Here is a 17,672-nt window from a genome sequence, read left to right on the forward strand (position 1 = left end):
AAATGGTTCAAGGGCGACGGACGACTATACTTTCAAATATTTGCGTACGGAGACGACGCTTCCCCAGATGCCGAGCAGCGTGCCCAAGATGAGCAGCGTGCCGCCTACCATCCATCCGACTTCCTTCAGTTCGGCCAGTTGGATCAGCATGAGCCCCAGATCGTATTGCGCGGTCTTGATGAGCTTCGAATATCCGTAGAGCAGAAGCGCGGTCGTGATCGCCGAACCCCCGGCCCCGATCAGCACGCCTTCGATGAAGAACGGCCAGCGGATAAAGTTGTTCGTCGCGCCGACCAGCTTCATGATGCCGATCTCGCGGCGCCGGGCCAGAATCGTCATCTTGATCGTCGTCGAAATGAGGAACATCGCCATCACGGCAAGTCCCGCGACGATGACCAGACCGATATTGCGCACGGCGTTGGTAATGCGGAACAGCTTTTCGACGGTGCCTTGGCCATATTTGACGCCGAGAATCGGCTTCGACGCGTCGGTCTCGTTAATCGCTTTGATCTGCTTGGCGACGTAGGCGACCTGCTGCGGGTCGAACAATTCGACGTCGTACGCGTCCGGCAGCGGATTGTCTTCCTTCTCGTAGCCGTCCAACGCGCTGCGGGCATCCTCGTCGAGGCTCTCGCGCAGCCGGTTCAGGCCTTCTTCCTTGGAAATGAAGGTCACCTTCTTGACCTCGGGGACCCGGCCGATCAGGCGCTCGACCTCTTCGATCTTCGACTGATTCGTGCCGGTCTGCAGGAAGACGCTGATCTGCACCTGGCTGTCGAACTGGTCGGCAAGCTTGTTGACGTTCAGCGCAAGAAGCATGAAGACGCCGAGTACGAATAAAGAGACGACGATCGAGCCCATGGATGCGAACGACATCCATCCGTTGCGGAATACGTTTTTCGCGCCTTCGCGAACATGGCGCAGGAGGGTGTTAAGCTTCATAGCCGTATTCCCCTCTCTGCTCGTCCCGGACGATCATGCCCCGTTCGATGGCGATGACGCGCTTGCGCAAGGAGTTGACGATCTCTTTGTTGTGCGTGGCCATGACGATGGTCGTGCCTCTGAAGTTGATCTCCTCGAGCAGCTTCATGATCCCCCAGGACGTCTCCGGATCGAGGTTGCCCGTCGGCTCGTCCGCCACGATGACGGACGGGTTGTTGACGATGGCGCGGGCGATGGCGACGCGCTGCTGCTCCCCGCCCGAGAGCTGGGCCGGCAGGCTGGCAGCCTTGTGCTTCAGGCCGACCAGATCCAGCACCTCCATCGTCCGCTTGCGGATCAGCCGCTTCGGCGACTCGATGACCTCCATCGCGAAGGCGACGTTCTCGAAGACGGATAATTTGGGGAGGAGGCGGAAATCTTGGAATACGACGCCGATATTGCGGCGGACGTACGGAATTTTGCGCTGCTTCAGCTTGCCTATATTGAACCCGTTCACGGAAAGCTGCCCCTTGGTGGGCACTTCTTCCCGGTAGATGAGCTTCATGAAGGTCGACTTGCCGGCCCCCGAGGGCCCGACGACGTAGACGAATTCGTTCCGGTCGATGACGACGCTTACGCCTTGGAGCGCGGAGGTGCCGTCGGGATACGTCTTCCAGATGTCGTGCATTTCGATCATGCAATCACTTCCTGTCGGACTGATTCGGTATGCTGGTGGAAAATTTCGGCTTGACTTGGACTTTAGGTACTTCGACATCATGCAATAAAATCCTTTATTTGTCGATCATTCTCCGCAGTTTTCTCGGTCTTGTCGAAACCCGGCAAGCGCCATGGGGCTTGGGTCGCACGAATTTTTTTAGAAATTTCTAATCTTTAGGAAAAACGTTTCGTCGGTTCGATACGTCTAGTAATTGGATCGCAGTTGCTATTCTGGATGATTCTGGGATGGAGGTTGTCCAATGAGAAAAGCGTGGAGGTGGACCGCCGCCGTCCTCGTCGCCTTGTCGCTGGGCGCGGGGGCCGCCAGCGGGTACGCGTTCAGCCGGGACGCCGACCGCCGGCTGCCCGAGCGGCTGACGGTAGGCGGCTTGGCGGTCGGCGGCATGGAGGCGGAGGACGCGATTGCGCTCGTGAGGTCCCGGACGGAAGCGCTGGTGAGTCAGCGCGTCTCGCTAGGCGAAGAAGCCGCGCGGGCGGACGGTGACGCTTATACGCTGCGCGAGCTCGGCATGGCGGTCGAAGCCGACGAGGCGCTCCGCGATTTCGAACGGTATCGGGACGCGGGCTGGTGGACGAAGGGGAAAGTCAAACGCCAGCTGCTGGAGAGCTACCCGCTCGGCGTGACGTGGGACGAGGAGACATTCGCGGACCGGGCGGAGGCGCGCTGGGCGGCGGAGGCCGAGATCGCCCCGAAGAACGCCGCGCGGACGATCAACGAGCGGGACGAAGTCGTCTATACGCCTGAAGTCGCCGGCGCCTCGCTGGACGTCGCGGGATTGTTCGAAGCGGTGAAGCGCGGCGCGCCCCGATCGCTCGCCGATGCGGACGGCGCTTCTAGCGGCGGCATCCGCGCCTTGGGTCTCGAGCTGCCGACGGTGCCCGTCCAACCCGAGGTGACGGTGGCTTCTCTGCGCGACGAAGGACTCGAACGCAAAATCGCCGAGTTCACGACGTCGTTCTCGACGAGCGGCGAAGGCCGCTCGCATAACGTGACGGCGGCCGCGATGGCGCTGGACGGCACGCTGCTGAAGCCGGGCGACGAATTCTCCTACGGCGAGATCGTCGCCAAAGCGGAGAAGGCGTACGGATACCGGGAAGCGCCCGTCATCGTCAAGGGCAAGCTGACGCCCGGCATCGGAGGCGGCATCTGCCAGGTGTCCAGCACGCTGTACAACGCCATCCTCCGCGTCTCGGGCATCGGCATCGTCGAGCGCCGGAACCATTCGCTTCCCGTCAGCTATTTGCCCGCGGGCATGGACGCTACGTTCGCCGAAGGCTACATCGACTTCCGGTTCCGCAACGAAACCGGCAAGCTGCTGCTGATCAAGACGGTCGTCTCGGACAAAAAGCTGACCGTCAAGCTGTTCGGCACGATGGATGAGCATGTGCGCTACGAGCTGAAAACGGAGCAAGTGAAGGTGCTTGAGCCGAAGCTCACCTACGTGCGGGACGAAGGCGTCGCGCCCGGCGAGACGAAAGTGCTCGAGAACGGTGCAGCCGGGTTCGTCGTCGACACGTTCCGGCTCAAATACGTCGACGACGCGCTCGCCTCGCGCGACAAGCTGAACCGCTCCACCTACCGGGCGCAGGACCGGATCGTCGCCGTGAATCCGACCGACCCGCGCGTCGCCCCGCCGGAAGGCAAGACAGCGCCTCCCCCGGACGCAGGCGAAGGTGGCAAGGAAGCGCCGGTGGAGCCGGTGTAGGCGGCTCGAACGGTTCGATGGATGAAATAGCGTGGATGGCTTAGGCGCGTTCTCGCCCGAAGCATACAGCCCGTCCCGGGAACGGCACGGTCTCCCCTCCCCTGTCTTGTTATGCGCCGCTTAGGCAAAAGAGGATCCCCAAGCCGCCTGCCGGGCGGTTCGGGGATCCTCTTTGCGTTCATTCGCGTAAGATTAGCGGCTTTTGGCTTCGTACTCGGCCGTCCACGCCTGCGTGCGGGCGAGCTCGGCCTCGGCGCGTGCGATCGCTTCGGACACTTGGTTCGTCGCGGTGCCGCCGTAGACGTTGCGCGCATTGACGACGGTCGCCGGCTGGAGCACTTCGTAGATCCGGTCGTCGAACAGCGGCGAGAACTGCTTGAACTCGTCCAGCGTGAGGTCGAGCAGGAACTTGTTCTGCTGGATGCAGTACAGCACCGTCTTGCCGATGACTTCGTGCGCCTGGCGGAACGGCAAGCCCTTGTTCACGAGGAAATCGGCGATGTCGGTCGCGTTCGAGAAGTCCTGGTCGACGGCGCGGCGCATGCGCTCCTTGCGCACCTTCATCGTCTCGATCATCGGCGCGAACAGCTGGAGCGCGCCCTGGAGCGTCTTGACGGTGTCGAACATGCCTTCCTTGTCTTCCTGCATATCCTTGTTATAGGCGAGCGGCAGCGACTTCAGCACCGTCAGCAGGCCGACGAGGTTGCCGTAGACGCGTCCGGTTTTGCCGCGAACGAGCTCGGGCACGTCCGGGTTTTTCTTCTGAGGCATGATGCTCGAGCCGGTGCAGAACGCGTCGTCCAGCTCGACGAACTGGAACTCCGTGCTCGACCAAAGGATCAGCTCCTCGCTCAGGCGCGACAGATGCGTCATGATCAGCGAGGCGCCGGCCAGAAACTCGACGATGAAGTCGCGGTCGCTGACGGCGTCGAGGCTGTTCTCGTAGACGCGGCCGAAGTTCAGCAGCTTGGCGGTATAGTGCCGGTCGATCGCGAACGTCGTGCCGGCCAGCGCCCCCGCGCCGAGCGGCAGGGCGTCGATGCGCTTGTAGCTGTCCTGCAAGCGCTCGATGTCGCGGCCGAACATGGACACGTACGCCATCAGATGATGCGCGAACAGGATCGGCTGAGCCCGCTGGAGATGCGTGTAACCCGGGACGATGGTGTCCAGGTTCGCCTTGGCCTGTCCGATCAGCGCGTTCTGCAGCTTGGACAGCAGATCCACGAATTCCACGACGCGCTTGCGCAGGTACAAGTGCATGTCCGTCGCGACCTGGTCGTTGCGGCTGCGCCCGGTGTGCAGCTTGCCGCCGACCGGCCCGATCTCGTCGATGAGCGCCTTCTCGATGTTCATATGGATGTCTTCGTCCGCGATCGCGAACTCCTGCTCGCCCCGCTGGATGCGATTGCGGACCTTGAGCAGGCCTTCCTTGATCTTCTCGACGTCGTCCGCCGGCAGGATGCCGCAGTGTCCGAGCATCGAGACGTGCGCCAGGCTGCCCTGAATATCTTCCTCGGCCAGCTCTTTGTCGAATGGAATCGACGCGGTATATTCCTCAACCAACTGATCGGTCTTTTTCGTGAACCGTCCGCCCCATAGCTTGCTCATGCGTGCGTTTGCCCCTTTCGTCTTTATGCATATTCGACTGCGCTTGCTAGCCGTCTCGCTAACGGCGATCCCATGGAAGTCCGGGCTTGCTTCCGCGACTTGCGATTCGCCAACCCGCACCCTGCCGAGAAAAGTTGCAAACCTGCATCCTACCGAGAATAATTGCAAATCCGCATCCTGCCGTAAATAGTTGCAAATTTACATCCTTTTTCGCGCGATCTCGCCCAATTACGCCCTTTAGTTGCAAAAGTACAACTAATTTCATGAATTCTCGCGTTTTCGATCTTATTTCAGGAATTTAGTTGTACAAATGCAACTAAATCGCATTTAACGTCCTTACGATCCCAAAATGGAGGTACATATGCAACTAATAGCTCCCAAAGATAGGATCAAGCCGTCCGCCGTCCCAAACGGCAAAAATGGGAGCCCCGAAGGCGCGCGGCGCCCGCGGTGCTCCCTGCCGGCCTTGGCCGTTGGCGACGGTTCCAGTCCGCCGCGGCCTGGAGGGACGGAAACGAACCAGCGAACGGTGCCAAACGCTTGCCTCCCCGCCGCCGAATATCGACGGGGAAGCCGCGCCGGCCGCTCGCCGTCCTTCCGCCGCTTTTAGTTCAGGCCGGAAGCGCCGTTCACGCCGGACGATACCTTCAGACGCAGCGCGTTCAGGCGGATGAAGCCGGTGGCGTCCCCCTGGTCGTACGCTTGGGTCGGATCGGCCTCCATCGTCGCGATGTGCGGGTTGTACAGGCTGACCGGGCTCTTGAGGCCGGCGGCCATGATGTTGCCTTTGTACAGCTTCAGACGGACGGTGCCCATGACGTTTTTCTGCGACTCGGCCACGAGCGCCTGGATCGCCAGACGCTCCGGCGCGAACCAGAAGCCGTTGTACACGAGCGAGCTGTACTTGGAGATGAGCGAGTCGCGCAGGTGCATGACATCGCGGTCCATCGTCAGCGACTCCATCTTGCGGTGCGCCGCGAACAGGATGCTGCCGCCCGGCGTCTCGTAGACGCCGCGGCTCTTCATGCCGACGAAGCGGTTCTCCACCATGTCGACGCGGCCGATGCCGTGCTTGCCGCCAAGCTCGTTCAGCTTGTTCATGATGCCGAGCGGCGTGAGACGCTCTCCGTTAATGGCTACGCAATCGCCCGCTTCAAAGTCGAGCTCGACGTATTCGGGCGTGTCCGGCGCTTGTTCCGGCGAAACGCTCAGCACGTACATGTCCTGCACGTCCGGCGCGCTGGAGTCGAACCACGGATCCTCGAGCATGCCGCTCTCGAAGCTGATGTGCAGCAGGTTGCGGTCCATCGAGTAAGGCTTGGCGGCGGAGGCTTGAACGTTGATGCCGTGCTTCTCGGCGTAGGCGATCATCTCGGCGCGGCCCGGGAACGCGGCACGGAACGCCTCGTCGCGCCACGGCGCGATGACCTTAATGTCGGGCGCGAGCGCGGCCGCCGTCAGCTCGAAGCGGACCTGGTCGTTGCCTTTGCCGGTGGCGCCGTGCGCGATGGCGGTCGCGCCTTCGGCGCGGGCGATCTCGACCATGCGCTTGGCGATCAGCGGGCGCGCGATGGACGTGCCGAGCAGGTACTGGCCTTCATACAGCGCGCCGGCCTGGAACATCGGGAAGATAAAGTCCTTCGCGAACTCGTCCTGCAGATCGTCGATGTACACTTTGGACGCGCCGGTCTTGATCGCCTTCTCCTCGAGGCCTTCGAGCTCCTCGCGCTGGCCGATGTCGGCCGTGAAGGTGATGATCTCGGCATCGTAGGTTTCCTTGAGCCACGTCAGGATGACGGACGTATCGAGGCCCCCGGAGTAGGCGAGCACGATTTTTTCTTTAGCCATGGTAGGGATACCGCTCCTCTGTTCGAAAAATGGTTACATGATGGCGGCCATGATCGCTTTTTGCGCGTGCAGGCGATTCTCGGCCTCGTCGAAGACGACGGAATTCGGGCCGTCGATGACGCCCTCGGTCACTTCCTCGCCGCGATGGGCGGGCAGGCAGTGCATGAACAGGTAGTCGCTCTTGGCGTGTCCGGCGAGCGCTTCGTTCACTTGGTAGTCTTTGAAGGCACGCTCCCGCTCCTTCTGCTCTTCCTCGAAGCCCATGCTCGCCCAGACGTCGGTATAAATGACGTCCGCGCCTTCGACCGCCTCGCGGGCGTCGCGCAGGACGTCGACCTTGCCGCCGAATTCGCCGGCGAACTCGCGGGCGAGGCGCACCTGCTCGGCGTCCGGTTCATAGCCCTCGGGGGAAGCGCTCGCGAAATGCAGGCCGAGCTTGCTCGCGCCGATCATGAGGGAGTGCAGCATGTTGTTGCCGTCGCCGATGTAGGCGATCTTGATCCCTTCCAGCTTGCCCTTCTTCTCCAGAATCGTCTGGTAATCGGCCAGCGCCTGGCACGGATGGGACTGGTCGGACAGGGCGTTGATGACCGGCACGGTCGCGGACCGGGCGAGCTCGACGACGTTGCGGTGGCCGAACGTCCGGATGATGATGCCGTCCAGGTAGCGGGACATCGTCTGCGCCGTGTCGCGGATCGTCTCGCCGCGCCCCATCTGAATGTCGTTTTTGCTGAGGAACAGCGCCTGGCCGCCCAGCTGATACATACCTACTTCAAAGGAAACCCGCGTGCGGGTGGACGATTTCTCGAAAATCATGCCGAGCGACTTGCCCTTCAGGGGGTGGTAAATCTCGCCGGCCTTTTGCTTGCGCTTCAGCTCGATCGCCAGATCGAGCAGGTAGCGGATTTCATCGGGGTGGTAATCGACGAGACCGAGAAAATCCCGGCCCTTGAGCTGCAAAGCAAGTTCCTCCATGTTTGCGGTCGGTTGCAAGACAGTCCCTCCTACTCGTTAAGGCGCGACGGTCTTCGCCGCCGCCTGTTCGGTTAGTACGGCGGCAATGAGGCTCACCGCCCGGTCGATTTCTTCATGGGTGACGAGGAGGCTCGGCAGCAGGCGGATGACCGTCGGACCCGCCGTCACGACGAGCAGGCCGCGGCGATGCAGCTCTGCGACCTGGTCCGCCACGGGACCGGCGCACTGGATACCGATCAATAGGCCTTTGCCGCGGATCTCAAGGACGTTCGGCAGATCGCCGAGCGCCTCTTGAAGCTTGCCGATCAGATAATCGCCGGCCTCGGCCGCACGGCCGGGCGCGTCCAGCTTCAGCATCGTCTCGATCGTGGCGGCGACCGCCGCTGCGGCGATCGGCGTGCCCCCGAACGTCGAGGCATGCGCGCCTGCGACGAAGGCGGGGACGAGCTTGGCCTTGCCCAGCATCGCGCCGACCGGGAAGCCGCTGCCGATGCCTTTGGCCAGCGTAAAGATGTCCGGCTCGACGCCGTAGTGCTGGTGGGCGAACAGCTTGCCCGTGCGGCCCATGCCGGTCTGGATCTCGTCGAGGATGAGGAGCAGGCCGTGGCGGTCGCACAGCTCGCGCACGCCGCGCAGGAATTCGGGATCGACCACGATAACGCCGCCCTCCGCCTGCACCAGCTCGAGCATGATCGCCGCGGTACGGTCGTTAATCGCCGCTTCGAGCGCCGGCAGATCGTGCAGCGGCACGTGCACGAAGCCTTCCGGCAGCGGGAGGAAGCCTTCCTTCACCTTGTCCTGGCCGGTCGCCGTCAGCGTCGCGATCGTGCGGCCGTGGAACGACTGGTTGAAGGCGATCACTTCGTAGCGGCCGTTGCCGAGCACCTTCTGGTGGTAGCGGCGGGCCAGCTTGATGGCGGCCTCGTTCGCTTCGGCGCCGCTGTTGCAGAAGAAGACCGCATCGGCGCAGCTGTTGTCCGTGAGCAGCTTGGCCGCTTTCTCCTGGTTCGGGTTGCTGAACAGGTTGGACATGTGCCAAAGCTCGCCCAGCTGGGCAACGATCGCGTCCTTCACCTCGTCCGGCACATGGCCGAGACTGGTCACGGCCAGCCCGCCCATGAAGTCGAGATATTCCTTGCCCTGGTCATCCCATAGGCGGCTGCCTTTGCCCTTTACGAGCGTGATCGGATATCTCGCGTAAGTCGGGAACAAGCTGCTCATTTTACCCACTCCTTCTCCTCGGATCCGCCGTCGGCGGGGTGATGCCTATTGCCGATTGCATGCTGCCTGCTGCTTTTCTGCCAAAATTGCCAGATGCCCTACGCAGGCAGGCGCTTCATGCGCTTATCCAGAAATCCGCCGTCGGCGGATGAATGCCTGCTGTCCGGCAGAATCAAGCGCGCAAAATGCGGGTGCCGATGCCGCCTTCGCGCACCGCCCGGCTCAGCACGCGGGGCGCGGAGCCGTCGACGATGAGCACTTCACGCACATCTCCGTGCAGGCAGGCCATCGCGGCGCGAACCTTGGGAATCATGCCGCCGTAGATTTCGCCGCTGGCGATCATCTCTTCGATATCCGCGAACGTCGCTTGAGGCAGCACGCGCTTCTCGCCTTCGATCGTCCGCATGATGCCCGGAACGTCCGTTACGACGATCATCGTGTCGACGCCCAGATGCGAGGCGACGGCGCCCGCCGCAGTGTCGGCGTTGATATTGTAACGCTGGCCCGCCGCGTCGATGCCAATCGGGGCGATGACGGGCAGGTAGCCGAGCGCTACGACGCCTTCGATGAGCGCCGCGTTGACGCCGGTCACGTCGCCGACGAGGCCGACCTCGTTCGCATTCGCCACCGGCCGCGCCTCGATAAGCCGGCCGTCCGTGCCGGAGAGGCCGAGCGAGCGGGCGCCGTTTTGCTGCAGCTTGCGCACGATTTCTTTGTTGATGCGGCCGGCGAGCACCATCTCCACGACGTCGAGCGTCGCTTCGTCGGTGACGCGCAGGCCGTTCAGGAACTTGCTCTCGATGCCGAGCTTGCCGAGCGTCTCGTTAATGGCGGGTCCGCCGCCGTGTACGATGACCGGCTGAACGCCGCTTTCCTGCAGTTCCTTCAGGTCTTGGAAAAAAGCGTCCGGCAGCGCCGCCAGCGTGCTGCCGCCGCATTTCATCACGAATCGGTTCGTCGCCATGCCGCGATCCTCCTAGGTCCGGTACGCGGCGTTGATCCGCACGTAGTCGTAGGTCAGGTCACAGCCCCAGGCGATCGCGCGACCGCCGCCCATATGAAGGTTCACGTCGATCGCGACGGTGTCGCCCTTCAGATAAGCGAGCGCCGCGTCCTCGTCGAACGGAATCGGCCGCGACTGCTCGAGCACGAGGATGTCGCCGAGGCGAACGTCGACCGTGTTCACGTTGACCGGCACGCCCGCGCGCCCGACGGCCGCGATGATGCGTCCCCAGTTCGCGTCCGCGCCGAACGCGGCGGACTTGACGAGGCTCGAGCCGATGATCGTCTTGGCGATCGCCTGGGCCGCTTCGTCGCTCTCCGCGCCCGCGACGGTCGTCTCGATCAGCTTGGTCGCGCCTTCGCCGTCGCGGGCGATCGCCTTGGCCAGCTCCTGGCACACGTAGCGCAGCCCTTCGGCAAAGGCATCCCATTCCGGATGGCTTCGCGTCAGCGGCCGGTTGCCCGCGAGCCCGCTCGCCATCGCGACGAGCATGTCGTTCGTGCTTGTGTCCCCGTCGACGGTGATCATGTTAAACGTCAGGTTCGTCACCTCGCGCAGCAGCGCCTGAAGCTCCTCGGAGCCGATCTCCGCGTCCGTCGTGACGAAGCCGAGCATCGTCGCCATGTTCGGATGGATCATGCCCGATCCTTTGGCCGCGCCCGCGATCGTCACGGTCCGGCCGTCGACGTCGAACCGCACGCATGCGGTCTTTTTCACCAGATCCGTCGTCAGAATCGCCTGGCAAAAGTCTTCGGCCCCCGCCGCGTCTCCCTTCAACCTAGCCGGCAGCTGCCCGATGCCCGCGGATACGCGGTCCATCTTCAGCAGCTCGCCGATGACACCCGTCGAAGCGACTGCCACCTGATGCTTCGGCACGCCGATCGCTTCGGCCAGCTCGGCGCGCATCGCGTGCGCGTCCCGTTCGCCCTGCTCGCCCGTGCAGGCGTTGGCGTTGCCGCTGTTCACGAGGACCGCCCGCAGCTTGCCCTCCTCGGCCAGGCTCTCGCGCGTCACCTGCAGCGGGGCCGCTTGGAACAAATTCGTCGTGTAGACCGCCGCCGCCGCCGCCGGCACCTCGCAAACGATCGCGCCGAGATCGTGGCGGTCCGTTTTTTTCAATCCGCAATGCAATCCGCCTGCCGTAAATCCCTTGGGCGTCGTCACGCCGCCTTCGGGCACGATGTCATACCGCTTCCCCATGGTCAATCCGTTCCCCCGTTTCGCCTGCCGCGTATAAATGCCGATAAATGCGTACGATCAAGGATACACCGGGACGAATTCGAGACCCAGCGTCTCGTCCCAGCCCATCATCAAGTTCAGGTTTTGAATGGCCTGTCCGGAGGCGCCCTTCACGAGGTTGTCGATGACCGACACGATCGTGAGACGCTTCGTCCGCTCGTCGACGAGCACGCCGATGTCGCAGTAGTTCGAGCCGTACACTTCCTTGGTTGCCGGCCACGTGCCGGTCGGCCGGACGCGGACGAACTTGCGGCCTTCATAGAATTGGCGATACAGCTCCGCGAAGTCCGCCGTCGTGCGGCTCCGGTCCGCGAGCGAGGCGTACATCGTGCTCATGATGCCGCGCGTCATCGGAATCAGATGTGTCGTGAACGATGCGGTCACCGGCCTGCCGGCCGCGCGGGAGAGCACCTGCTCGATCTCCGGCGTATGCTGGTGCTGGTGGATCTTGTACGCCTTCAGGTTCTCGTTCACTTCGGAGAAGTGCGAGCTCAGGCTCAATCCCCGGCCCGCGCCGGAGACGCCGGTCTTGGCGTCGACGATGATCGTGTCGGGATCGATCCAGCCGGCCTTCACGGCCGGATACAGGCCGAGCGTCGTCGCCGTCGGGAAGCACCCCGGGTTGGAGACGAAGTCCACGCCCGCCACCTCGTCGCCGAACAGCTCGCACATGCCGTACACGGCCCGGTCCAGTACGTCCTGCTCCGGTGCTTCTTTTTTATACCACTGGGTGTAGGTCTCTCTCGACTTCAGCCGGAAGTCGCCCGACAGGTCGATGATCTTCATCCCCGCCGCGAGAAAGTCGGCCGCCAGCTTCGTGCTGACGCCGTGCGGGGTGGCGAAGAAGACGACGTCGGCCTTGCCGGCGATGAGCGCGGGGTCGATCGCGTCGAGCGTGTCGGTGCGGATCTCCGTCAGATGCGGGTATCCCGCGGCAAAAGGCTCGCCGGCGCTCGACGAGGAGACGACCGACGTGACGGTCACGCGCGGGTGGGCGGCCAACAGACGAATGAGTTCGACGCCGCCGTAGCCGGTGGAACCGATAATGGCGGCGCGTACGAGGGAGGATGATGACATCGGAGACGCTCCTCTGCTAGAAAAATAGGCTGCGCCGCCCGCAGGCGGCACGTGTCCGGGTTCAGGCCCGAATGCGGTTCAAGTTCGCTGTTCCGGATCCAAGCCCGTTAATCGTAGGTGTCATATAAAGGATGAATAAGAACTCGAACGAATATCGCGCCGTATCCGCAAACGCGGAAATGGCAAACCATCCCCATTGTACCGAATTCCGGCGGGGATGTCTAAAGCCGAATGGCAGATCGGTCCGCAGCTTCTCGATGTGAATCATTATACATCCGAATGATTATTTATTCAATGGATGATCATGAAATCCTTCTCCGAGCACTTCGGCCGCGCTGGTGATGATGACGAATGCGCCGGGGTCCGCTTCGCGGACGAGCGCCTTGAGCCGGGACACCTCGTTTTGCCCGACGACCGTTAGCAGCACCGGTCGCTGCTCGCCGGTATAGCCCCCTTCGCCCTGGAGCTTGGTCAAGCCGCGATCCAGATCGATCAGCACCGCCTGGCTTACCTTCTCCGGCTGGGACGTGACGATGAAGGCGGCTTTCGACGTCTGGAGGCCGGTCTGGACGACGTCGATCGTCTTGCTGGTGACGAACAGCCCGATCAGCGCGTACAGCGCGTTCTCCGGGGAGATGAGGATGCCGGCGGAAAGGATGACGAGTCCGTCGAGCGTCGCGACGGCAATGCCGAGCGTAAGACCCGTCAGGCGATGGATGATCTGGGCGGCGACGTCCAGCCCGCCGGTTGACGCCCGCCCGCGAAAGACGAGGCCGAGGCCGATCCCGACGCCCAGTCCGCCGTAGATGGCGGCGAGCAGTGGATTTTGCGTCGGCGGCGTCCAATGGGCGGTGAGCAGGACGAAGAGCGGCAGCACGACGGAGCCGACGGCGGTCTTCACGCCGAAGCGGCTGCCGAATACGAAGATGCCCGCGATAAAGAGCGGGATATTGAGCACCCATTGGGTGTAGGCTGGCGGGATGGCGAACAGCGCGTTCACGATGACGGAGATGCCGGACACGCCGCCGGAGGCGATCTTGTTCGGCAGGAGGAACATATTGAAGCTGAACGCGACGAGGAAGGCGCCTGCGATCAGCAGGAGGAGCGACGTCGTTTCCTGGAAGACGCGGGAGCGCGGCTTGCGCCGGCGTTTGTTGGGGCGCAGCTCTAGAGGCAGCTGTACGCCCCGGGGGAGGCTGGACGAATTGGACATGATGGCGACTTCCTTTCGGATACGCGGAATCTGGCAAGCAAAAACGGGTCCGCCAAGCGCACAAGGAAGGCGAACCCGTCGGGCGGCGGCGATGGCTGAACGCAACGAGGCCGCGTCAAAGCTGTGCGGAACGCAGTCGGCAGGATTCGAAATCGAATCGCGGCCGACCGCTCAAAAAAGTTCTTACACCTGGTAGTGTAAGAACTTGTAGGAGAAGCTATGCAAATGCGGATCGACCGCAAGCGCGCATACGCCGGAGGCGTTTAGTCGTTCTGGTCTTGCCGGATCTGGCTCCGCAAATACCCGTCGATGAACGGATCGAGTTCGCCATCCATGACGGCCTGCACGTTGCCGGTCTCGACGCTGGTGCGGTGATCCTTCACCATGCTGTACGGATGGAAGACGTAGGAGCGGATCTGGCTGCCCCAGGCGATGTCGAGCTGTTCGCCGCGGATCGCCGCAAGCTCTGCCTGCTGCTCCTGAATCTTTTTCTCGTAAAGCTTGGATTGAAGCATCTTCATCGCGCGGTCGCGGTTGGAGATCTGGGAGCGCTCGGTCTGACAGGCGACGACGATGCCGGTCGGCAAGTGCGTGATCCGGATCGCGGAGTCGGTTTTGTTGATGTGCTGGCCGCCGGCGCCGCTCGCGCGGTACGTGTCGACGCGCAGGTCTTCCGGCCGGATATCAATCTGGATGTCGTCCGGGATTTCCGGCACGACGTCGCAGGACACGAACGACGTATGGCGGCGTCCCGACGCGTCGAACGGCGAGATCCGCACGAGGCGGTGCACGCCTTTCTCGGCCTTCAGATAGCCGTAGGCATTGTAGCCGCGGACCATAATCGTGACGCTCTTGATGCCCGCTTCGTCGCCCGGCAGGTAGTCCAACAGCTCGACTTTAAAACCCTTCTTCTCCGCCCAGCGAGTATACATCCGATAGAGCATGGACGCCCAGTCCTGCGACTCGGTGCCGCCCGCGCCGGGATGCAGCTCCAGGATGGCATGGGATTTGTCGTAGGGCTGATTGAGGAGCAGCTGCAGCTCGAAGCCGTCCACCTTCTCGTTCAACGCCTTGACGCTCGCAACCCACTCCGCTTCCATTTCTTCGTCGGTCTCTTCTTCCAGAATCTCGAGCATCCCTTCCAGGTCCTCCTGCTCGGAGAACAGCTTCTGGTATTGCTCGACGACGCTGCGGATCGCGTTCAGCTCGGTGATGACGCCCTGCGCCTTCTCGTTGTCGTCCCAGAAGTCCGGCGCGCTCATCTTCTCTTCGAAGTTCGCGATCATTTCCAGCTTGAGATCTAAGTCAAAGAGACCCCCTAAGTTGCTGTAATCGCTTCGCGGTCTCGCGAAGGTCTTGCTTGACGGACGTATCGTTGATTGCCATGGATACCCTCACCTCGTGTAAAAGTTCGTTGCTGCACGACATGCGAAACGGTGCTTCCGCCGGACCGGCCGACGGAAAAGCACCGCTGTCGCGTCATGGTCAGTCTATGCGACCATGGCACATTTTGTATTTCTTGCCGCTGCCGCACGGGCAGGGGTCGTTGCGTCCGATGCGCTGCTCCTGCTTGGCCGGACGCTTCGGGCCGGCCTCGGCCTTGGTGTCGACGGCCTGGCCTTCGGCGACCGCTTCGCGCTTCACGTTGCTCTCTACCTGTGCCTTCATGATGTAGAGCGCGATTTCCTCCTCGATCCGCTCGACCATGCTCAGGAACATGTTGTGTCCCTCGAACTGATACTCGCGGAGCGGATCGTTGCCGCCGTAAGCGCGGAGATGGATACCCTGCCGCAGCTGGTCCATCGCGTCGATGTGGTCCATCCACTTGCTGTCGACGGCCCGAAGGACGACGACCTTCTCGAACTCGCGCATCGTCTCGACGCCGATCTGCTCTTCCCGCTCGTCGTACACCTTCTCGATCTTGGCGAGCAGCAGCTCGACGAGCTCTTCCTTCTCCTTGCCCCAAAGCTCGTCTTTGTCGACGGAGCCTTCCGGCAGGAACGTCGCTTGTGCATAGGTGGCGAGACCTTCGAGATCCCAATCCTCCGGCACGTCGTCGCCCGGGCAATGCTTCTCGACCGCGCGCTCGACGACGGACTTGATCATGCCGGTGACAACGTCGCGGATGTTCTCCGCGTACAGGATCTGCCGGCGGTCGCCGTAGATCTTCTCCCGCTGCAGGTTGATGACGTCGTCGTACTGGAGCACGACGCGGCGGGCGTCGAAGTTGCTGCCCTCGACCCGCTTCTGCGCGGATTCGATCGCGCGGCTGATGAGCTTGCTCTCGATCGGGGAATCCTCCTCGAATCCGAGACGCTCCATCATGCCCATAATATTGTCGGCGCCGAAGCGGCGCATCAGTTCGTCCTCCATGGAGAGGTAGAACTGCGACGAGCCGGGGTCGCCCTGACGGCCGGCGCGGCCGCGCAGCTGGTTGTCGATCCGGCGGCTCTCGTGGCGCTCCGTCCCGATGATGTGCAGGCCGCCCAGATCGGGCACGCCTTCACCCAACAGGATGTCCGTACCGCGGCCGGCCATATTCGTGGCGATCGTCACGGTATCGCGCTGGCCCGCGCTCGAGATGATCGTCGCTTCCTCGGCATGGTACTTGGCATTCAGCACCTGGTGCTTGATGCCCTTCTTCTTCAGCATCTCGGATACCCGCTCGGAGTTCTCGATCGAGACGGTGCCGACGAGGACCGGCTGGCCGGTCTGGTGCCGCTTGACGATCTCGTCGACGACGGCGCGGAACTTGCCGTTCTCCGACTTGTAGACGACGTCCGGCATGTCGGCGCGGATGTTCGGCCGGTTCGTCGGGACCTGGATAACCTCGAGGCCGTAGATCCGCTTGAACTCCTCTTCCTCCGTCTTCGCCGTACCGGTCATGCCGGCCAGCTTGCGGTACATCCGGAAGTAGTTCTGGAACGTGATCGTTGCAAGCGTCATGCTCTCGTTTTGGACTTCGAGGCCTTCCTTCGCTTCGATCGCTTGGTGCAGCCCGTCGCTGTAGCGACGGCCGGCCATGAGGCGGCCGGTGAATTCGTCGACGATGACGACTTCGTCTTCCTGCACGACGTAGTCGACGTCTCGTCTCATAATATAGCGAGCGCGCAGCGCTTGGTTCACGTGGTGGTTCAGCAGCACATGCTCGTGCGAGAACAGGTTGTCGATGTTGAACGCTTCTTCAGCCTTCGTCACCCCTTGCTCCGTCAGCACGATGGTGCGCATCTTCACGTCGATCGTGTAATCGTCGGTCTCCTTGAGCCGGCTGGCGAAACGGTCTGCCGCATAGTATAACTGCGTCGACTTCTGTGCTTGTCCGGAAATGATCAGCGGCGTCCGCGCCTCGTCGATGAGGATGGAGTCCACTTCGTCGATGATCGCGTAGTAGAGCGGCCGTTGGACCATTTGCTCTTTGTAGAGCACCATGTTGTCCCGCAGGTAGTCGAAGCCGAACTCGTTGTTCGTGCCGTACGTAATGTCGCATGCGTACGCCAGCTGCTTTTCCTCGTGAGACAGGCCGTTCAGGTTGCATCCGACCGTCATGCCCAGGAACCCGTACACTTGCCCCATGAGCTGGCTATCGCGCTGGGCCAGGTAATCGTTAACCGTGACGACGTGCACGCCTTTGCCGGACAGGGCGTTCAGATAGACGGCGAGCGTGCCGACGAGCGTTTTCCCTTCCCCGGTCTTCATCTCCGAGATTTTGCCTTGATGAAGCACCATACCGCCGATCAGCTGCACGTCGAAATGGCGCATCTTCAGGACGCGCTTCGCGGCTTCGCGGACGACGGCAAACGCTTCGGGCAGCAGGTCGTCGAGTTCCTCGCCCTTCTCCAGGCGGCCGCGGAACTCATCCGTCTTCGCGCGCAGCTGTTCGTCGCTTAGTCCCGAAACGGACGGCTCCATCGCGTTGATTTGCTCCACCGTCTTGGTGAGCCTCTTCACTTCGCGTTCGTTGGCGTCTCCGAATATCTTTTTAACCAATCCGAGCATGTTTGGACCCCTTCCTTATGCGGGTATGGCCGTATCTACTTATTTTAACAGCTTGGAGATATGGGGGCAAGGAAGGCCGGGCGCGGAGGACATCAATAAGCCCCGGCAAAGATTGCCGGGGCATCCA

At 62.4% G+C, this 17,672-nt stretch carries 13 protein-coding genes; 1 reads left to right on the forward strand and 12 read right to left on the reverse strand.

The features are described 5' to 3' along the window. Positions 1 to 24 precede the first annotated feature (24 nt). Positions 25 to 942 (reverse strand): permease-like cell division protein FtsX, encoded by a 918-nt coding sequence (gene ftsX, locus LKX83_RS13300; RefSeq protein WP_227882756.1) that lies wholly within the window; start codon positions 940 to 942, stop codon positions 25 to 27. Further along, entirely contained in the window at positions 932 to 1,618 is a 687-nt protein-coding gene (gene ftsE, locus LKX83_RS13305; RefSeq protein ID WP_227882757.1) for a cell division ATP-binding protein FtsE, read from the reverse strand. Before ftsE ends, ftsX begins: the two co-directional genes overlap by 11 nt. A 280-nt stretch (positions 1,619 to 1,898) precedes the next feature. On the opposite strand from ftsE, the gene LKX83_RS13310 reads away from it, so the two are divergent. Further along, positions 1,899 to 3,365 carry a VanW family protein gene (locus LKX83_RS13310; protein WP_227882758.1) on the forward strand — a complete coding sequence of 489 codons (1,467 nt, stop codon included), beginning with the start codon at positions 1,899 to 1,901 and terminating at the stop codon, positions 3,363 to 3,365. A gap of 192 nt (positions 3,366 to 3,557) precedes the next feature. Here LKX83_RS13310 and argH read toward each other — a convergent pair whose 3' ends face one another. From argH to secA, 10 genes are all read right to left on the reverse strand, one after another. Next, on the reverse strand, positions 3,558 to 4,973 hold the full coding sequence (gene argH, locus LKX83_RS13315; protein WP_227882759.1) for an argininosuccinate lyase: 1,416 nt from the start codon (positions 4,971 to 4,973) through the stop codon (positions 3,558 to 3,560). 606 nt (positions 4,974 to 5,579) lie between these two features. Further along, a complete protein-coding gene (locus LKX83_RS13320; RefSeq protein ID WP_227882760.1) occupies positions 5,580 to 6,821 on the reverse strand; it encodes an argininosuccinate synthase in 1,242 nt (413 codons plus the stop codon). 33 nt (positions 6,822 to 6,854) lie between these two features. Further along, on the reverse strand, positions 6,855 to 7,796 hold the full coding sequence (gene argF / locus LKX83_RS13325) for an ornithine carbamoyltransferase (protein ID WP_227882837.1): 942 nt from the start codon (positions 7,794 to 7,796) through the stop codon (positions 6,855 to 6,857). Between the two features lie 36 nt (positions 7,797 to 7,832). Next, complete coding sequence (locus tag LKX83_RS13330) at positions 7,833 to 9,017, reverse strand: acetylornithine transaminase (protein WP_227882761.1); 1,185 nt, start codon at positions 9,015 to 9,017, stop codon at positions 7,833 to 7,835. A 172-nt stretch (positions 9,018 to 9,189) separates the two neighbouring features. Continuing rightward, on the reverse strand, positions 9,190 to 9,981 hold the full coding sequence (gene argB, locus LKX83_RS13335; protein WP_227882762.1) for an acetylglutamate kinase: 792 nt from the start codon (positions 9,979 to 9,981) through the stop codon (positions 9,190 to 9,192). A 12-nt stretch (positions 9,982 to 9,993) separates the two neighbouring features. Next, complete coding sequence (argJ, locus tag LKX83_RS13340) at positions 9,994 to 11,220, reverse strand: bifunctional glutamate N-acetyltransferase/amino-acid acetyltransferase ArgJ (RefSeq protein WP_227882763.1); 1,227 nt, start codon at positions 11,218 to 11,220, stop codon at positions 9,994 to 9,996. 57 nt (positions 11,221 to 11,277) lie between these two features. Further along, positions 11,278 to 12,336 (reverse strand): N-acetyl-gamma-glutamyl-phosphate reductase, encoded by a 1,059-nt coding sequence (gene argC / locus LKX83_RS13345; RefSeq protein ID WP_227882764.1) that lies wholly within the window; start codon positions 12,334 to 12,336, stop codon positions 11,278 to 11,280. 283 nt (positions 12,337 to 12,619) lie between these two features. Then, positions 12,620 to 13,549 carry a YitT family protein gene (locus tag LKX83_RS13350; protein WP_227882765.1) on the reverse strand — a complete coding sequence of 310 codons (930 nt, stop codon included), beginning with the start codon at positions 13,547 to 13,549 and terminating at the stop codon, positions 12,620 to 12,622. 263 nt (positions 13,550 to 13,812) lie between these two features. Beyond that, a protein-coding gene (gene prfB, locus LKX83_RS13355) for a peptide chain release factor 2 (protein ID WP_227882766.1) occupies positions 13,813 to 14,935 on the reverse strand; the annotation gives its coding sequence in 2 pieces (ribosomal slippage) (positions 13,813 to 14,856 and positions 14,858 to 14,935; 1,122 coding nt in all). A gap of 99 nt (positions 14,936 to 15,034) precedes the next feature. Further along, positions 15,035 to 17,545, reverse strand: coding sequence for a preprotein translocase subunit SecA (gene secA / locus LKX83_RS13360; protein WP_227882767.1), 2,511 nt, complete (start codon positions 17,543 to 17,545; stop codon positions 15,035 to 15,037). Positions 17,546 to 17,672 lie beyond the last annotated feature (127 nt).

The organism is Cohnella baijiui (assembly GCF_020731285.1).
Taxonomy (GTDB): Bacteria; Bacillota; Bacilli; order Paenibacillales; family Paenibacillaceae; genus Cohnella.

What these genes read in the sequence shown, in the direction of transcription:
- ftsX (WP_227882756.1), bottom strand. Translation starts at nt 942, where the DNA reads ATGAAGCTTAACACCCTCCTGCGCCATGTTCGCGAAGGCGCGAAAAAC.
- ftsE (WP_227882757.1), bottom strand. Translation starts at nt 1,618, where the DNA reads ATGATCGAAATGCACGACATCTGGAAGACGTATCCCGACGGCACCTCC.
- LKX83_RS13310 (WP_227882758.1), top strand. Translation starts at nt 1,899, where the DNA reads ATGAGAAAAGCGTGGAGGTGGACCGCCGCCGTCCTCGTCGCCTTGTCG.
- argH (WP_227882759.1), bottom strand. Translation starts at nt 4,973, where the DNA reads ATGAGCAAGCTATGGGGCGGACGGTTCACGAAAAAGACCGATCAGTTG.
- LKX83_RS13320 (WP_227882760.1), bottom strand. Translation starts at nt 6,821, where the DNA reads ATGGCTAAAGAAAAAATCGTGCTCGCCTACTCCGGGGGCCTCGATACG.
- argF (WP_227882837.1), bottom strand. Translation starts at nt 7,796, where the DNA reads ATGGAGGAACTTGCTTTGCAGCTCAAGGGCCGGGATTTTCTCGGTCTC.
- LKX83_RS13330 (WP_227882761.1), bottom strand. Translation starts at nt 9,017, where the DNA reads ATGAGCAGCTTGTTCCCGACTTACGCGAGATATCCGATCACGCTCGTA.
- argB (WP_227882762.1), bottom strand. Translation starts at nt 9,981, where the DNA reads ATGGCGACGAACCGATTCGTGATGAAATGCGGCGGCAGCACGCTGGCG.
- argJ (WP_227882763.1), bottom strand. Translation starts at nt 11,220, where the DNA reads ATGGGGAAGCGGTATGACATCGTGCCCGAAGGCGGCGTGACGACGCCC.
- argC (WP_227882764.1), bottom strand. Translation starts at nt 12,336, where the DNA reads ATGTCATCATCCTCCCTCGTACGCGCCGCCATTATCGGTTCCACCGGC.
- LKX83_RS13350 (WP_227882765.1), bottom strand. Translation starts at nt 13,549, where the DNA reads ATGTCCAATTCGTCCAGCCTCCCCCGGGGCGTACAGCTGCCTCTAGAG.
- secA (WP_227882767.1), bottom strand. Translation starts at nt 17,545, where the DNA reads ATGCTCGGATTGGTTAAAAAGATATTCGGAGACGCCAACGAACGCGAA.